We start from the raw sequence: 16,232 nt of genomic DNA on the forward strand, positions 1-16,232 counted from the left end.
CGCAGGAAAAAGCGTTGCCACTCAAGCACTTTCTGCCGAATCCGAATAATGGGAGCCGCATCGTGACCACGCCCAGCAAGCCCGTCGTACTCATCGCGGAGAAGCTCGCGCCGTCCGTGCTGAGCGTGTTCGGCGACGAGGTCGATGTCCAGCATGTGGACGGCACCGACCGGCCCGCGCTGCTCGAAGCGGTGAAGGGGGCGGACGCGCTGCTGGTGCGGTCCGCGACCAAGGTCGACGCCGAGGTGCTCGGTGCCACGTCGCGGCTCAAGGTGGTCGCCAGGGCCGGGGTCGGCCTGGACAACGTCGAGGTGCCCGCCGCCACCGAGCGCGGCGTGCTGGTGGTGAACGCGCCGACGTCGAACATCGTTTCGGCCGCCGAGCACGCGGTCGCGCTGCTGCTGGCGGTGGCCCGCCGGGTGCCCGCCGCCGACCAGAGCCTGCGCGGCGGCGAGTGGAAGCGCAGCTCCTACTCGGGGGTCGAGCTGAACGGCAAGACCGTCGGCGTGGTCGGCCTCGGCAAGATCGGCCAGCTGTTCGCCCAGCGCTTGGCCGCCTTCGGCACCACGCTGATCGCCTACGACCCGTACGTCTCGGCCGCGCGTGCCGCGCAGCTGGGCATCGAGCTGGTCAGCCTGGACGAGCTGCTCTCGCGTGCCGACGCCTTCTCCATCCACCTCCCGAAGACCCCGGAGACCAAGGGCCTGATCGACGCCGAGGCGCTGAAGAAGACCAAGCCGGGCGTGATCGTGGTGAACGCCGCCCGCGGTGGCCTGGTCGACGAGGACGCGCTCGCCGCCGCCATCCGCGACGGCCACGTCGGCGGTGCCGGGGTGGACGTGTTTGTCACCGAGCCGACCACCGCCAGCCCGCTGTTCGAGCTGCCCAACGTGGTGGTCACCCCGCACCTGGGCGCGTCGACCGCGGAGGCGCAGGACCGCGCGGGCACCGACGTGGCCCGTTCGGTGCTGCTCGCGCTGCGCGGCGACTTCGTGCCGGACGCGGTGAACGTCTCGGCGGGTGGCCCGGTCGGTGAGGAGGTCCGCCCGTACCTGAGCCTGACCCAGAAGCTCGGCACCGTGCTGGCTTCGCTGAACCCGAAGGCGCCCACCACGCTGACCGTGCACGTTCGCGGTGAGCTGGCCGACGAGGACGTGAGCATCCTGCCGCTGGCCGCCGAGCGCGGGGTGTTCGCCGGTGTGGTGCGCGACCCGGTCACCTTCGTCAACGCGCCGCGGCTGGCCGAGGAGCTGGGTGTGCGCGTCGAGCTGACCAAGGAGTCGGAGAGCCCCAACCACCGCAGCCTGGTCACCGTGCGCGCGGTGCACGCCGACGGCAGCACGCTGTCCGTTTCGGGCGCGCTCACCGGCAAGGACGAGGTGGAGAAGCTGGTCGAGGTCAACGGCCGCTCGTTCGACCTGCGTGCCGAGGGCAACCTGCTGCTGCTGGAGTACCCGGACCGCCCGGGCATCATGGGCCGCGTCGGGACCCTGCTCGGTGAAGCGGGCATCAACATCGAGGCCGCGCAGATCAGCCAGACCACCGACCGCGCCGACGCGGTGATGCTGCTGCGCGTGGACCGCGCGGTCGACCAGCACGTGCTGGAGCCGATCGGCACCGTGGTGCAGGCGAGCACCATTCGCGCCATCTCGTTCGACTGAGCGTTCGACTGAGTGTGAGCGGCCGCGCGGGGGCTCATCCCGCGCGGCCGTCACCAATTGCGAATGCGTAACGGAGCGGATCAGGAACGGGCGGTATTCCCAGGTGGATCGCGCGGGCCTCATCCGCCCGGGTGGTGCTCACTCGAATGGCCTACCAAAGTAGGTGCATTCTGCGACTAAATTTCCCTCCGCGAGGCTGAACCGCGCGCCGTCGAGGGCACGGCACGCGCGCCGGGAGCTCACCGTCGGGGGTGTGTTCGAGCCAGGCAGGTTCTCAGGTAGGCCTCGGGTGAGGGCACTTTCTCATGAAAAGAACTCGCGTTCCCAGATGGGCCGCGCGGTTGTCCGTGGTCGTGCTGACGGCCGGATTCATCGGGGCTCCGGCCGCATCGGCGCAGGACGTCCCGCTCGCCGACGCGCTGCCGCAATCCGGCGCCGCCGGATTCGCCGGCAAGGTCGAGCCGCGCCTCGGTGCCGCGCAGGGCAAGGTCACCGCGTTCGTGGAGCTGGCCAAGCGCCCCGCGGTCGACGCCTTCAACGCCGAGCAGAGCAAGGGTGCGGGCAAGGAGAAGGCCAAGCAGGCGGCGAAAGCGGCCCAGGCCGAGACCGAATCCGCGGTCGACTCCGTGGTCGGCCAGCTGACCAGCGCCGACGCGGGCACCGAGCTGCTCGCCGAGACCTCGACCGCGGTTCCCGGCGCGGTGGTGACGGCCGACGCGGCGAAGATCCGCGAGCTGGCGCACCGCGACGACGTGGTCTCGGTTCGCACGGTGGTGCCGAAGAAGCGCACCAACACCAGCGCGGTCCAGCTCACCCAGACGCTCAACGTGTGGCAGCAGACCGGCCGCTTCGGCGACGGCATCCGCGTCGGCATCATCGACGACGGCATCGACTACACCCACGCGGACTTCGGCGGCCCCGGCACCAAGGAGGCCTACGACGCGATCGATCCGACGCAGGTCTCGCCATCGTTCTTCCCGACCGCCAAGGTGGTCGGCGGCGTCGACCTGGTCGGCGACGAGTACGACTCGGGCGGCGAAGGCGAAGTCACCGTGCCCAAGCCCGACCCCAACCCGATCTCGTGCGGCCACCACGGCACGCACGTCGCGGGCACCGCGGGCGGCTTCGGCGTCAACGCCGACGGCACCACCTTCACCGGTGACTACTCGAAGCTGACCCCGGAGACCGTCGCGCAGATGCGCATCGGCCCGGGCACCGCGCCGAAGGCCCTGCTCTACGCGATCAAGGTGTTCGGCTGCGACGGGTCCACCAACGTCACCACGCAGGCGCTGGACTGGGCGCTCGACCCGGACCGCGACGGCGACCCGACCGACAAGCTCGACCTGGTGAACCTCTCGCTGGGCAGCGACTTCGGCGCGCCGGACGACCCCGACTCGCTGTTCGTGCGCAAGCTGGCCGCGAACAACGTGCTGCCGGTGTTCTCCGGTGGCAACGGCGGTGACCTCAACGACGTCGGCGGTTCGCCGGGCAACACGCCCGAGGCGCTGACCGTGGCGAGCACGCGGGATGCCTCGGTCCTGCGCGACGCCGTCGACGTGGTGGCGCCCGCCGGTTCGACCGGGCAGAAGGGCGGCCAGTTCAGCCAGAACTACGCGAACTACGACGCGCTCGACCTGACCGCCCCGGTGGCCAAGATCTCCGCGGCGAACGCGGCGGGCTGCGCGCCCTTCTCGGCCGCGGACAAGGCCGCCGTGCAGGGCAGGATCGCCTGGCTGGAGTGGGACGACAACGACGCCACCCGTCCGTGTGGTTCCGGTGCCAGGGCGAACAACGCGCAGGCCGCCGGTGCCACCGGGGTGCTGCTTTCGTCCACTTTGGAGAACTTCGCCGCCGGCATCGCGGGCAACGCGGCGGTGCCGATGTTCCAGCTGACCGGTTCGGCCACCGCCTCGGTGCGCCCGGCGCTGGACGCGGGCACGCTGCAGGTGCGGATGTCCGGCCTCGGCCGGTCCGCGCTGCAGACCTTCGACCAGTCCATCGTGGACACCCCGAGCTCGTTCACCTCGCGTGGTGTGCGCGGTCCGTCGGTCAAGCCGGACGTGGCCGCTCCCGGTGACAGCATCTCCTCGGCGTACAGCGGCAGCGGCAACGGCCGCACCGTGCTGTCGGGCACCTCGATGGCCGCCCCGCACACCGCGGGCATCACCGCGCTGATCCGCCAGGCCCACCCGGACTGGTCGGTCGAGGAGGTCAAGGCCGCGGTGGTCAACACCGCGGGCACCGACGTCGTCGAAGGCGGCAAGACCTTCGGCCCGCAGCGCGTCGGCTCCGGCCGGATCAACGCGAAGTCCGCGCTGGACAACCAGGTCCTGGCCTACGTGCAGGACAACCCGGGCGCGGTGAGCGCCTCGTTCGGCACCGTCGAGGCGGCGGGCCCGGTCAGCCTGACCAAGACCATCAAGGTGGTCAACAAGGGCGTCAAGCCGGTCGAGTACGGCGTGGCCTACCAGGGTGTCACCCAGATGCCCGGAGTTCGGTACGAGCTGAACAAGAACTCGGTGAAGCTGAGCCCGCGCGGCATCGCGACGGTCACCGTGACGCTGAAGATCGACGACCCGAAGGCGCTGCGCAAGACCATCGACCCGACCATGCAGGCCACGCAGGCGGGCTTGGCGCGCCAGTTCCTCGCCGACGCCTCCGGCCGGATCGCCTTCACCCCGCGCAACGGCGCCACCGTTGGCCTGCGCGTGCCGGTCTACGCGGCGCCGAAGCCGATCGCCGCGATCACCACGCCCGCCCAGGTCGGCTTCACCGCCGGCCAGGAGCAGGCCGTGGTCAACCTCGGTGGCCGCGGCGTCAGCCAGGGCTCGGGTTCGCAGGCCTACCGCTCGCTGGTGAGCATGTTCGAGCTCCAGGCCCAGTCGCCGCAGCTGCCCGAGTGCGACGACCAGCCGACGCAGTGCACGATCAACGGCACCGCGAAGGGCGGCGACCTGAAGTACGTCGGCGCGGCGTCCACGGCCCCGCTGGCCAAGCAGCAGGGCGCTCCGGAGGAGTCGCTGCTCGCCTTCGGCCTGGCCACCTGGAGCAACTGGGCCAACCTCGGCAGCAACACCATCCCGTTCGTGGACATCGACACCAACGGGGACGGGCAGCCGGACTTCGAGTCGTATGTGACCAAGGCGACTTCGAGCGACGTGCTGCTGGTCAACACGGTGGACCTGAACAAGCCGGGCTTCCCGTCGGTCGACCTCCAGCCGTTCAACGGGCACCTCGGTGACGTGGACACCAACGTCTTCGACACCGACGTGGCGGTCCTGCCGGTGCGGCTGGCCGCACTGGGCATCGACCCGAACGCGGACTCGCACCGGATCAGCTACACGGTCGGGGTCGCCGGTTACTACACCGCGCCGGGCAGCGGCGTGATCGACAGCGTCGACACCCCGCTGTCGTTCGACGCGGTCTCGCCGGGGTACTGGGTGCAGGGTGGCGGCGACGCCGCGCTGTCCTACCTGGCGCGCCCCGGCACCGCGCTGGTGGTCAACCGGAACGCGGCCTCGGCCGGTCAGGACACCGTGCTCGGCCTGCTCGCGCTCAACCACCACAACGCGTCCGGCAACCGGGCGAACGTGGTGCAGCTGAACGTGGCTCCGCCGGCCCCGGCGGACTGAGCACAGCACCGGAAAACGGCGCCCGGGAGCCAGTTGCTCCCGGGCGCCGTCCCGTTTTCACACGGTCGTAAGCCGACCGTGTGAAAAAGTGAGACTTGTTCCTAACGGAGTAGCGGGTGACACTTCCGGGTGTCTCACGACGCGGGAAGATCAGACATAAGGGTGGTGCGGCTTCGGCCGAATGTCGGCAGCCGGTAACCTGCCGTCGCTGGAGTTTTGTGCGGATGGGCCATCCGGGACGCCGGACCCAGATCGACGGAGGTGTGTGGATGCGGCTCGCTGTGATCCCAGGTGACGGGATCGGGCCCGAGGTGGTCACCGAGGCGCTGAAGGTGCTTGGTGAGGTAGCGCCCAACGCGGAGACCACCAACTACGACCTCGGCGCCGCGCGGTGGCACTCCACCGGTGAGCTGCTCCCCGAGTCGGTGCTCGGCGAGTTGCGCCAGCACGACGCGATCCTGCTCGGCGCGGTCGGTGACCCGTCGGTGCCCAGCGGCATTCTCGAGCGCGGCCTGCTGCTGCGCCTGCGGTTCGAGCTGGACCACCACGTGAACCTGCGCCCGGCCCGGCTCTACCCGGGGGTGCGCGGCCCGCTGGCCGACACCAGCGAGATCGACATGGTCGTGGTCCGCGAAGGCACCGAAGGCCCGTACGCGGGCAACGGCGGCCTGCTGCGCAAGGACACCGAGCACGAGATCGCCACCGAGGTGAGCGTGAACACCGCGTTCGGCATCCGGCGGGTCGTCTCCGACGCCTTCGACCGGGCCGAGCAGCGCCCGCGCAAGCACCTGACCCTGCTGCACAAGACCAACGTGCTCGAGCACGCCGGCTCGTTGTGGTCGCGCGTGGTCGAGGAGGTCTCGCTGGAGCACCCCGACGTCACCGTGGCCTACTCGCACGTGGACGCCGCGACCATCCACCTGGTCACCGACCCGGGCCGCTTCGACGTGATCGTCACCGACAACCTGTTCGGCGACATCATCACCGACCTGGCCGCCGCGGTGACCGGTGGCATCGGCCTGGCCGCCAGCGGGAACCTGGACATCACCCGCCGCAACCCGAGCATGTTCGAGCCGGTGCACGGCAGCGCGCCGGACATCGCCGGGCAGGCGCTGGCCGACCCGACCGCCGCGGTGCTCTCGGTGGCGCTGCTGCTGGACCACCTCGGCCAGAAGGAGGCCGCGCGCCGGATCGAGGCCTCGGTTGCCTTCGACCTGGCCACCCGCGACCAGGCCAACCCCGGTTCCACGCACGCCATCGGCGACCGGCTGGCCGCGCTGGTCTCCTCGAACACCCGCACTGCCTGAGCAGTACCCCGGGGTTCCAGCATCTGGGAGATTTCGACCAGGGCTTGGAACCCCGGGCAGGGGTGTGGCACTATCGCCCTCGTGACTTCCTTCGCCATTATCGGCAGGCGCGCCGGGTAGCTGTTCTCACGAACACCCGGCGCGCGACCTCTCGCATCATCCTGCGGGAGGTTTTTTGCTGTTCTGGGGCCTTTTTCCCGAAGACGAGCCAAGTCCGAGAGCCCACCACACCCGAGGAGATTCCCGTGACTCGCACCGAACCGGCCGGCACCGCGCTGGGCGACGAGTTCCATCTCTACGACACGACGTTGCGGGACGGGGCCCAGCGGGAGGGCATTTCCTACTCGGTGGCCGACAAGCTTGCGGTCGCGCGGCTGCTCGACGAACTCGGTGTCGGTTTCATCGAAGGCGGCTGGCCCGGCGCGTTGCCGAAGGACACCGAGTTCTTCGCGAAGGCGGCGGCGGGGGAGCTGAGCCTCAAGCACGCGGTGCTCGTCGCCTTCGGGGCCACGCGCAAAGCCGGTACCACCGCGGAGAAAGACCCGCAGGTGCGCGCGCTGCTCGACTCGCAGGCGCCCGCGATCACCCTGGTCGCGAAGTCGGACCTGCGGCACATCGAGCGCGCCCTCAAGGCCGAGGTGGGCGAGGCGTGCGAGATGGTGCGCGACACCGTCGAGTTCCTCGTCCGCGAGGGCCGTCGGGTTTTCGTTGACCTGGAACACTTTTTCGACGGTTACGCGTTCAGCCCGGACACCGCGCTGCGGGTGGCCGACGCGGCCGCCGGTGCCGGCGCGGACGTGGTGGTGCTGTGCGACACCAACGGCGGCCAGCTCCCGCTCGGCCTGGCCGAGACGGTGCGGGAGGTCAAGGAGCGCACCGGATTCCGGCTCGGAATCCATTGTCAGGACGACACTTCCTGCGCGGTGGCGAACAGCATCGCCGCCGTGCAGGCCGGCGCGACGCACGTCCAGTGCACCGCCAACGGTTACGGGGAACGGGCGGGCAACGCCGATCTGTTCGCCGTGACGGGAAACCTGGTGGCCAAGCTCGGCATGGAGGTGCTCCCCACCGGGAACGCCGCCGAGCTCACCCGTGTCTCCCATGCTGTTGCCGAAATCGCGAACATCGCCCCCTACGCCCACCAGGCTTATGTGGGAGCTTCGGCCTTCGCTCACAAGGCGGGGTTGCACGCGAGCGCGATCAAGGTGGATCCGTTGCTGTACAACCACATCGATCCACCTTCGGTCGGCAACGACATGCGGGTACTGGTCACCGAGATGGCCGGCAGGGCCAGCCTCGAGCTCAAGGGACGTGAGCTCGGGGTCGACCTTGCCGGCCGGCCCGAAGCGCTGACCAGCGCGGTGCGCAAGGTGAAGCGGCTGGAGGCCGAGGGCTGGTCCTTCGAAGCCGCCGACGCGTCACTGGAACTGCTGCTGCGCCGGGAAGCGGGGGAGGTCCTCGACGATCCGCCGTTCGTGCTGGAGTCCTACCGCGTGGTGCTGGACCACCGCGCGGACGGCGAGATCGTGTCCGAGGCCACGGTCAAGGTGCACGTCGGCGGGCAGCGGGTGATCGCCACCGCCGAGGGCAACGGCCCGGTGCACGCGCTGGACGCCGCGCTGCGCGAGGCGCTCGCCCCGCACCTGTCCTGGTTGGACAGTGTGGAGCTGGCCGACTACAAGGTGCGCATCCTGGCCGAGCACCCGGGAACCGACGCGGTCACCAGGGTTCTGCTCGAATCCAGCGACGGCAAGCGGGAGTGGACCACGGTCGGCGTGCACGGCAACATCGTCGAAGCCAGCTGGCTCGCCCTGTGCGACGCCCTCGTCCACCGGAGCCTGCGCTCGACAACGTAAGGTAGAGCCGTGCGCCTAGCTCGAATCGCTCATCCCGGTGGTGTCGCCTTCGCTTCGATCGAAGGGGATGGTGACGACGCCCAGGTACTGGAGATCGCCGAGCACCCGTTCGGTGATCCGAACTTCACCGGCAAGCGCTGGCCGCTGGCCGACGTCCGCCTGCTCGCGCCGATCCTGCCGTCGAAGGTGATCGCCGTCGGCCGCAACTACGCCAAGCACGCCGCCGAGTTCGGCAACGAGGTGCCGCAGGCACCGATGCTCTTCCTCAAGCCGTCGACCAGCGTGATCGGCCCGAACGCGGCGATCAAGCTGCCGCCCGGCGCCGGCCGGGTGGACTTCGAGGGCGAGCTGGCCGTGGTGATCGGCCAGCCGGTGAAGAACGTGCCCGCGGCCCGCGCGGCCGGCGTGGTGCTCGGTTACACCGTGGCCAACGACGTCAGCGCGCGCGACCTGCAGAAGTCCGACGGGCAGTGGGGCCGCGCCAAGGGCTACGACACCTTCTGCCCGCTCGGCCCGTGGATCGAGACCAAGCTGCCGGATCCGGGCAACCTGTCGCTGAAGTCCGAGGTGGACGGTCAGCTCAAGCAGGACGGCACCACCGCGGACCTGATCCACAAGATCCCGCAGCTGGTGGAGTTCGTGTCGTCGGTGATGACGCTGCTGCCCGGTGACGTGATCCTGACCGGCACCCCGGAGGGCGTCGGCCCGATCACCGACGGGCAGCAGGTGTCGATCACCATCGAGGGCATCGGCACGCTCACGAATCCCGTGGTGCAGGGCTGACCGGCCCTCCCGCCGGCCCGGCGCTGCGGGCCGCTGGTTTCCGCCTGGCGAACTCGGGCGCGTGCTCCGGCCGCAGGCCGATCCCGATCAGGTAAGCGGGTACCACCGACAGCGCCGGGAACCGGGTGAGCACGGCCAGCATCGGCTTCGGCGGCCCGTCCCGCCTGCCTGCCATCACCGGCCGCATCACCGCGCGGTGCAGCAGCCGCTGGAGCAGCTGCACGGCCACGGTCGGCAGCCAGCGCCTGGCCCGCACCCTGGCCAGGTCCTTCGTGCGCGGCCTGCCGCGGCGCAGCGGCACGGCGAGCAGGTGCGCGGTGGCCACCGCGTCCTGCACGGCCAGGTTGATGCCGACGCCGCCGACCGGTGACATGGCGTGCGCGGCGTCCCCGATGCACAGCAGCCCCTCGGTGTGCCAGCGGTGCAGCCGGTTCAGCCGCACGTCCAGGAACTTCACGTCGTCCATCGACTCCAGCGTGTCCAGCCGGTCGGCGTAACCCGGGTAGGCGTCGGCGACGCTGGCCCGGAACCGCTCGATCCCGGCGTGGCGCAGGTCCTCGTCCGACCCCTTCGGCGCCAGGTAGGCGACCTGGAAGTAGCCCTCGCGCGGCAGCGCCACGGCGAACTTCCGGTTCCGCATCTGCGGGCTGATGGTGTCGCCGCGCTCGCCGTCGTGCCGTGGCAGCCGGAACCACCAGGCGTCGAACGGCACGTCGAACTCCCGCGGCCGCAGCCCGGCCTGCCGCCGCGCCAGTGACCAGCGGCCGTCGGCGGCCACGGTCAGGTTCGCGTGGAGTTCACCCTCGGTGCCGTCGGCGGTGCGGTAGCGCACTCCCGCGATGCGGTCGCCCTCGGCGACCAGTCCGGTGACCTCGGTGCTCATCCGCAGGGTGAACGACGGTTCCTCACGACCGGCGTCGGCGAGCAGGTCGAGGAAGTCCCACTGCGGCACCATCGCGACGTACGGGTACTTGGCCTTGAGCCGCGACAGGTCGGCGAAGGTGAGCATCTTGTCGCGGCCGACCGGGAAGCCGATCTGCTGGATCTCGCTGTGCGGCAGGGCGTGGAACCGCTCGCCCAGCCCCAGCTCGTCGAGCAGCTGCAGGGTGGACGGGTGCACCGTGTCCCCGCGGAAGTCACGCAGGAAGTCGGCGTGCTTCTCCAGCACGGTCACCTCGACGCCGGCCCTGGCCAGCAGCAGCCCCAGCACCATGCCCGCCGGTCCGCCGCCGATGACCACGCAGTCGGTGCGCTCGGCCACGGTAACCACCCCTCTCGATTTTTTTCATCGCTTGTTGAATAAATCGAGAGTGCACCCGGGACCACCCGTGTGTCAAGCGCTCCGGCACTGGATACGCTGGTCGGGCTATGACTGAGACCACGCCTGTGCGCGCCCGCTTCTGCCCATCGCCGACCGGCGCCCCGCACGTCGGGATGATCCGGACGGCCTTGTTCAACTGGGCCTTCGCCCGGCACCACGGCGGCAGCCTGGTGTTCCGGATCGAGGACACCGACGCCGCCCGCGACTCCGAGGAGTCCTACGAGTCACTGCTCGAGGCGCTGCGCTGGGTGGGGCTGGACTGGGACGAGGGCCCCGAGGTCGGCGGTGAGCACGGGCCGTACCGGCAGAGCCTGCGGCGGGAGATCTACGCCGACGTGGCGGCCAAGCTGCTCGCGGCGGGGGAGCTGTACGAGGCGTTCTCGACCAACGAGGAGGTCGAGGAGCGGCGCAAGGCGGCCGGGCAGGACCCGAAGCTCGGGTACGACAACTTCGACCGCGAGCTGACCGACGAGCAGCGTGCCGCGTTCCGCGCCGAGGGCCGCAAGCCGGTGCTCCGGCTGCGCATGCCCGAGCACGACCTCGGCTGGACCGACCTGGTGCGCGGCGAGATCAGCTTCCCGGCGGGCACCATTCCCGACCCGGTGCTGGTGCGGAACAACGGCGAGCCGCTGTACACGCTGACCAACCCGGTCGACGACGCGCTGATGAAGATCACGCACGTGCTGCGCGGGGAGGACCTGCTGCCGTCCACGCCGCGGCAGATCGCGCTGTACGCGGCGCTGGAGCGCATCGGTGTCGCCGAGGGCACGCCGCAGTTCGGCCACCTTCCCTATGTGATGGGTGAGGGCAACAAAAAACTGTCCAAGCGTGATCCTTCTTCGAATCTGTTCAACCTTCGCGACCGCGGTTTCATCAAGGAGGGCCTGGTCAACTATCTGGCCCTGCTCGGCTGGTCCATCGCGGACGATCGGGACATCTTCACCGCGGCCGAACTGGTCGACGCGTTCGAAATCGGCAAGGTGAGCGCGAACCCGGCCAGGTTCGACTTGAAGAAAGCCGAAGCGATCAACGGAACGCACGTGCGGGCGCTCGACGTGGACGATTTCACCGCGCGCGTGGTGCCCTATCTGCAGACCGCGGGCGTACTTCCGGCCGAACCGTCCGAAAGCGAGCTGACCAGGCTGCGCGCCATCGCCCCGCTGGTGCAGGAGCGGGTGACCGTGCTGTCGGACACAGTGGACATGGTTCGTTTCCTTTTTGTGTCCGAAGAGGAATTCGCGCCGGAGGAGGCCGCGGCGGCCAAGGTGCTCGGCCCGGACGCCGAGCCGGTACTGCGTGCCGCTGTCGAGGCGCTCGAGGAACTGTCCTCCTGGGATACTCCCGGTATCGAGGAAGCGCTGAAGAACGCACTTGTGGAGAAGCTGGGTCTGAAGCCCCGCAAGGCTTTTGCGCCGGTACGCGTGGGTATCACCGGACGTACGGTTTCACCGCCGCTTTACGAATCGATGGAACTGCTCGGGCGAGAGGTCTCTCTCGGACGGTTGCGGCGTGCACTCGACGGTGTCGGGCTGTAACCGCTTGACCGTGTCAGTTTTTTCTTAGTTCACCTCGTTGGTCGAATCGGTGAAGCCGTGGCTACCCCTAGCCTCTCTGAGTGGAATTTGCGCTCGCACCCCCGAGACAGCGGGGGACAACCCCGGCTTCACCGGCTGACCCGTGGGCTGCCCCGGCCCTGCGCCTGGTCTGCCTCGACATCGACGACACCCTGATCGACTTCACCGCGTCCAGCAGTGGCGCGCTGGCCGCCGTGCTCGGCCGCGACGACCTCTGGCCGCTGTGGGAGACGGTGACCGACCGGCACGTCGCCATGGTGGTGGCCGGCGACCTCGACTACGCGGCGATGCACCGCACGCGTACCCAGAGCTTCCTCAGCGAGATCGGGCGGCCCGTGTGCGTGGAGGAGGCCGCGTCGTTCGAACGACGGCGGCTGGACCTCCTGCGGCGCTCGTGGCGCCTGTTCGACGACGTGCTGCCGTGCCTGGAGTGGCTGCGGGCGGCCGGCGTCCACCTCGCGGCGGTGACCAACGCTTCCGGTGCGCACCAGCGCACCAAACTGGCCGACTTGGGGCTGGCCCGGTTCTTCGACCACATCGCCATCGCGGGCGAGATGGGCGCCGCCAAACCCGATCCGGTGATGTTTCACACAGTGTGCCTGGCCATGGGCTGCGATCCCGGCGAAGCCGTGCACGTGGGGGACAAGCTCGACACCGACGCCATCGGCGCCCGTGACGCCGGCCTCGGCGCGGTCTGGCTGGACCGCGCGGCCACCGGCGCGGAGGTCCCGCGCGGCGTCCACGTGCTGGAGGGGCTCGCCGGGTTGCCTGAACTGCTGGTTTGTGAGTTCGCCAGGGTCGGGGTGCCGGCCCCGAGGTGACTCTCGGTGCCCCCGCCTGCGGGGCCCCGGAGGGGGTGGTCTATATTTCTTCCCGGCGGTGCGAAGCCGGTCAAGATCGGAAACGCACCCCATTGGGGTATGGTGTAATTGGCAGCACGACTGATTCTGGTTCAGTTAGTCTAGGTTCGAGTCCTGGTACCCCAGCTGCAAGAGGGAAAAACCGGTCTGGTAAGTTCTCTCTCGCAACAAAGGAAGAAGTTCCTAGCCCCCGTCGTCTAGCGGCCTAGGACGCCGGCCTCTCACGCCGGTAGCGTGGGTTCGAATCCCATCGGGGGTACGTTCAACATCCACCCCAGCCCGTCACCTTCCGAGGTGGCGGGCTGGTTGGTTTTGGTGGTCATGGTGTCGATGACCCTCTCTGCTGTCTCGGTGACCTGGGGCAGTTGAACCGGCCCGGCAGGGTCTCGGTGGTCTCCCACAACTCGTGCACGAGATAAACGGTCTCGTCGATCTCGGAGCAGGTCTCGCCGGGGAAACCGAGGATGAAGTAGCCCTTGACGTTGATGCCGCGTTCAGCGAGACGGCGCACGACGGTGCGGGTCATGGCGGGGGTGATGCGTTTGTCGATGCGGGTGAGCATGCGCTGGCTGCCGGACTCGCTGCCGAGTGCGACTTCCCGCAGGCCGTTCGCGGCGAGGGCGTCGAGCGTGTCGTTGCTGGCGCGGTGAAGGACGTTGATGCGGCCGGTGGCGTCCCAGCGTGCCCACTCCCCGACTCGGTTGGCGGTGAACACTTGCATCATGGTGGTGATGACGCGTCGGGCGCCGAGGAACAGGTCGTCGACGAACCGGAACGCGCTCACACCAACTCCGTGGAGTTCGTGCATTTCGGCGAGGATGTTGTCCGGCTGGCGGGTGCGGATGGTGATGTCGGGGTTGGCCGAGACCGCGGCGCCGCAGAACGAGCAGTCATACGGGCAGCCGCGGGCGCCGACCATGTTCGCTTCGAGCCGTCCGGCGTCGTGGTGCGGGTCCTGGGCGAGGTAACGGCGGTGGTCGTCGAGCAGGGCGGCGACGCGGGTTTCACCCTCACCGATCACCAGCGCCTCACACGAGCGCATGCGGGGGTCGAGCAGGATCTCGGCGGGCATGGCCTTGGCCTGGTGCCCGCCGAGCATGACCTTGATGCCGGGGTCGAGTTGCACGGCGATGCGGGCGCTGATCTCGTAGGTCGGAGCCAGCAGGTTGAACCCCGCCCATCGCGGCGCAACCGCATTGACGAGCCGGGCGGTGTGATGGATGCCGAGGCCGTGAGCTTCGGCGTCTAGCACGCCGACGTTGAACCCGCAGGTGGCGGCGTAGGTGGCGATGTAAGCCATGCCCAGCACCGGGAGCGTGAAGTCGTTCACCCGCGGGCGTTCGTCGTAGTCGCGCAGCGGCGCGTTGACGAACAGGGCGTCGAGCTCCCGGGCCGGGTCGGCGCCGGTGATCAGGTCAGAGGGCAACTCCTGTGGCATGTCGGACTCCCCAAGCAAGAGTGAGCAGCGTCCACTCGGACAGCTGCGCGCCGGCCATCGCCTGCCAGATGCGGCCGAACTCGCGTTCGGCCTCGGGCCAGGACACCGCGGGGGCGAGCGTGCCCGCCCAGGTGCGCACGGCGAGATCGGCGAAGGGATACAGGCTGAAGTCGTTGGTGACATCGGCGACCGTGGCACCAGCAGTCCACGGCCCGATCCGGGATACGCCCTGCACCGTGAGTAGCGTACTTCTGGTAGCCGGCGCCGTGTGGGAGCAACACCAGCGGCCCCTGAAGCTGGTGAAGGTCACTGTGATCACTCGCCGCCAGCACCGCGGCGAACCTGCGCTCGACGGCTTGTGCCCAGCTGATCACCTTCGCGCCCGCGCCTCGCAGGTGTTCCAGGACGCCCTCGCTGAACACGGACCCCTGATCGACGGTGAAGACGACCTGGACGCGGGGGTCGTCGGCGAAGACCGGCAGCACATCAGGAATTCGGTCGAGCGAGGTCCAGGTGCGTGCTACCGCAAGCACTTGCCGATCAGCGGGAACAGTCGACCACGGCATGCTCACCGGACCGCCCGGTCAGCTCCCGAGTTCCATTGCAACATTTTAACTACCCTAAGGGCACGGGACCGGTCCCGTCCGGGTGCGAAGGTCGAGCGCAGACGGGCAAACGGTGGCTACCTCGGCACAGCCGGCCCATCGTCCGGTCATTCCGGCGCACCTCCCTGTCGGCGAGGGCGCCGGACCGGGACCGTTCAGGTCCGGTCGAGTTCGGCGTTGACCATCGCCTCGAATTCGTCGCGGCCATGGACGCCGAGGGCGCCGCCGAGAGCGGTCGCCAGCCGGTCGAAGGGGTCTTCCAGTGGGAGCGCGGCGAGGTTCTCCGCGAGTTCGGAGATCGTCCAGAGTGCGCCGTCCTTGTTGATCTGCGCTCCGCGGGACCAGCCGTGGTTGACCGCGATCGAGCCACCGCGCACGGACAGCACCTGACCGGTCAACGCGCACCCCTCGCTGACCAGGAAGGCGACGAGCGGGGCCACCACAGCCGGGTCCTTCGGGTCCAGTTCCCCGTTGCCTGGGGCCTGATCCATGCCGGGTACCGGGGTGGTCAGCCGGGTGCGCACCATCGACGGGCTGACGCAGTTCACCCGAACTCCCAGGCGCCGCAGTTCCAGTGCGTGCACCGTGGTCATGGCCGCGACGGCGGCGTTGGCCGCCGCGTAGTTCGTCTGCGTGGGCAGGGGGTTGAGCAGCCCGGAGCCCGATGCGGTGTTGACGATGGCCCGGTCGGTGTGCACGCCTTCGTCCACCCGGCGGCGCCAGTACGCGGTGGCCCAATGGCTGACGGCGAAGCTGCCCTTCAGCTTGACGGCGACCACATCGTCGAACTCCGCTTCGGTCAACCGCTCGAGGCCCTTGTTCACCTCGATGGTGGCGTTGTTGACCACCGCGTGCAGATCACCGAACTCCGCGACCGCCAGGTCGACCATGCGCCGGGCTTCGGCCCAGTCCGCGACGCTGCCGGTGTCGGCGACCGCTTGCCCACCTCGTCCGCGAATCTCGTCGACCACCGCTTGGGCGACGCCGTGGTCGCCCCCGTGCCCGTCGATGTCGACGCCGGGATCGTTCACGACCACGTTCGCCCCGGCGGCCGCGAGGTACAGCGCCTCCGCTCGCCCGATCCCGCGCCCAGCACCGGTCACCAGCACGGTCCGGCCCGCCAATTCACCCATCACGACACCCCATGTTCCGGCTCATCGATCAATTAGTGCACTCAGTATACTCGTGCACCTGG

General features: G+C 69.4%; 11 protein-coding genes and 2 tRNA genes. 9 read left to right on the forward strand and 4 right to left on the reverse strand.

Annotated features, from left to right (window positions below):
- The first annotated feature begins 62 nt into the window (after nucleotides 1–62).
- From serA to YIM_RS09710, 5 genes are all read left to right on the forward strand, one after another.
- On the forward strand, nucleotides 63–1,661 hold the full coding sequence (gene serA, locus YIM_RS09690; RefSeq protein WP_153030031.1) for a phosphoglycerate dehydrogenase: 1,599 nt from the start codon (nucleotides 63–65) through the stop codon (nucleotides 1,659–1,661).
- Between the two features lie 305 nt (nucleotides 1,662–1,966).
- Nucleotides 1,967–5,293 (forward strand): S8 family serine peptidase, encoded by a 3,327-nt coding sequence (locus YIM_RS09695; protein WP_153030032.1) that lies wholly within the window; start codon nucleotides 1,967–1,969, stop codon nucleotides 5,291–5,293.
- Nucleotides 5,294–5,562: 269 nt separating this feature from the next.
- On the forward strand, nucleotides 5,563–6,600 hold the full coding sequence (locus tag YIM_RS09700; RefSeq protein ID WP_153030033.1) for a 3-isopropylmalate dehydrogenase: 1,038 nt from the start codon (nucleotides 5,563–5,565) through the stop codon (nucleotides 6,598–6,600).
- Between the two features lie 245 nt (nucleotides 6,601–6,845).
- Entirely contained in the window at nucleotides 6,846–8,456 is a 1,611-nt protein-coding gene (cimA, locus tag YIM_RS09705) for a citramalate synthase (RefSeq protein ID WP_153030034.1), read from the forward strand.
- Between the two features lie 9 nt (nucleotides 8,457–8,465).
- Nucleotides 8,466–9,239: a fumarylacetoacetate hydrolase family protein gene (locus YIM_RS09710; RefSeq protein ID WP_153030035.1), complete on the forward strand. Its 774-nt coding sequence runs from the start codon at nucleotides 8,466–8,468 to the stop codon at nucleotides 9,237–9,239.
- On the opposite strand, the gene YIM_RS09715 is transcribed toward YIM_RS09710, so the two are convergent.
- Nucleotides 9,214–10,509 (reverse strand): FAD-dependent oxidoreductase, encoded by a 1,296-nt coding sequence (locus YIM_RS09715; protein ID WP_370468969.1) that lies wholly within the window; start codon nucleotides 10,507–10,509, stop codon nucleotides 9,214–9,216. The two genes, YIM_RS09710 and YIM_RS09715, sit on opposite strands and share 26 nt — an antisense overlap.
- A 98-nt stretch (nucleotides 10,510–10,607) precedes the next feature.
- On the opposite strand from YIM_RS09715, the gene gltX reads away from it, so the two are divergent.
- The 4 genes from gltX (at nucleotide 10,608) to YIM_RS09735 (ending at nucleotide 13,253) form a co-directional block, all read left to right on the forward strand.
- Nucleotides 10,608–12,095 carry a glutamate--tRNA ligase gene (gene gltX / locus YIM_RS09720; RefSeq protein ID WP_153030037.1) on the forward strand — a complete coding sequence of 496 codons (1,488 nt, stop codon included), beginning with the start codon at nucleotides 10,608–10,610 and terminating at the stop codon, nucleotides 12,093–12,095.
- Nucleotides 12,096–12,259: 164 nt separating this feature from the next.
- Nucleotides 12,260–12,955, forward strand: coding sequence for an HAD family hydrolase (locus YIM_RS09725; protein WP_370469016.1), 696 nt, complete (start codon nucleotides 12,260–12,262; stop codon nucleotides 12,953–12,955).
- A 93-nt stretch (nucleotides 12,956–13,048) separates the two neighbouring features.
- Nucleotides 13,049–13,120 (forward strand) — tRNA-Gln (locus YIM_RS09730).
- Between the two features lie 60 nt (nucleotides 13,121–13,180).
- Nucleotides 13,181–13,253: transfer RNA gene (locus tag YIM_RS09735), tRNA-Glu, on the forward strand.
- A 60-nt stretch (nucleotides 13,254–13,313) separates the two neighbouring features.
- Here YIM_RS09735 and YIM_RS09740 read toward each other — a convergent pair.
- From YIM_RS09740 to YIM_RS09750, 3 genes are all read right to left on the reverse strand, one after another.
- Nucleotides 13,314–14,432, reverse strand: coding sequence for a B12-binding domain-containing radical SAM protein (locus YIM_RS09740; protein WP_153030039.1), 1,119 nt, complete (start codon nucleotides 14,430–14,432; stop codon nucleotides 13,314–13,316).
- Nucleotides 14,410–14,667 carry a hypothetical protein gene (locus YIM_RS09745; protein ID WP_194240102.1) on the reverse strand — a complete coding sequence of 86 codons (258 nt, stop codon included), beginning with the start codon at nucleotides 14,665–14,667 and terminating at the stop codon, nucleotides 14,410–14,412. The genes YIM_RS09740 and YIM_RS09745 overlap by 23 nt, the downstream gene beginning before the upstream one ends.
- Before the next feature lie 525 nt (nucleotides 14,668–15,192).
- Nucleotides 15,193–16,170: an SDR family NAD(P)-dependent oxidoreductase gene (locus YIM_RS09750; protein WP_194240103.1), complete on the reverse strand. Its 978-nt coding sequence runs from the start codon at nucleotides 16,168–16,170 to the stop codon at nucleotides 15,193–15,195.
- Between the last annotated feature and the right edge of the window lie 62 nt (nucleotides 16,171–16,232).

The organism is Amycolatopsis sp. YIM 10, assembly GCF_009429145.1.
Classification (GTDB): Bacteria; Actinomycetota; Actinomycetes; order Mycobacteriales; family Pseudonocardiaceae; genus Amycolatopsis.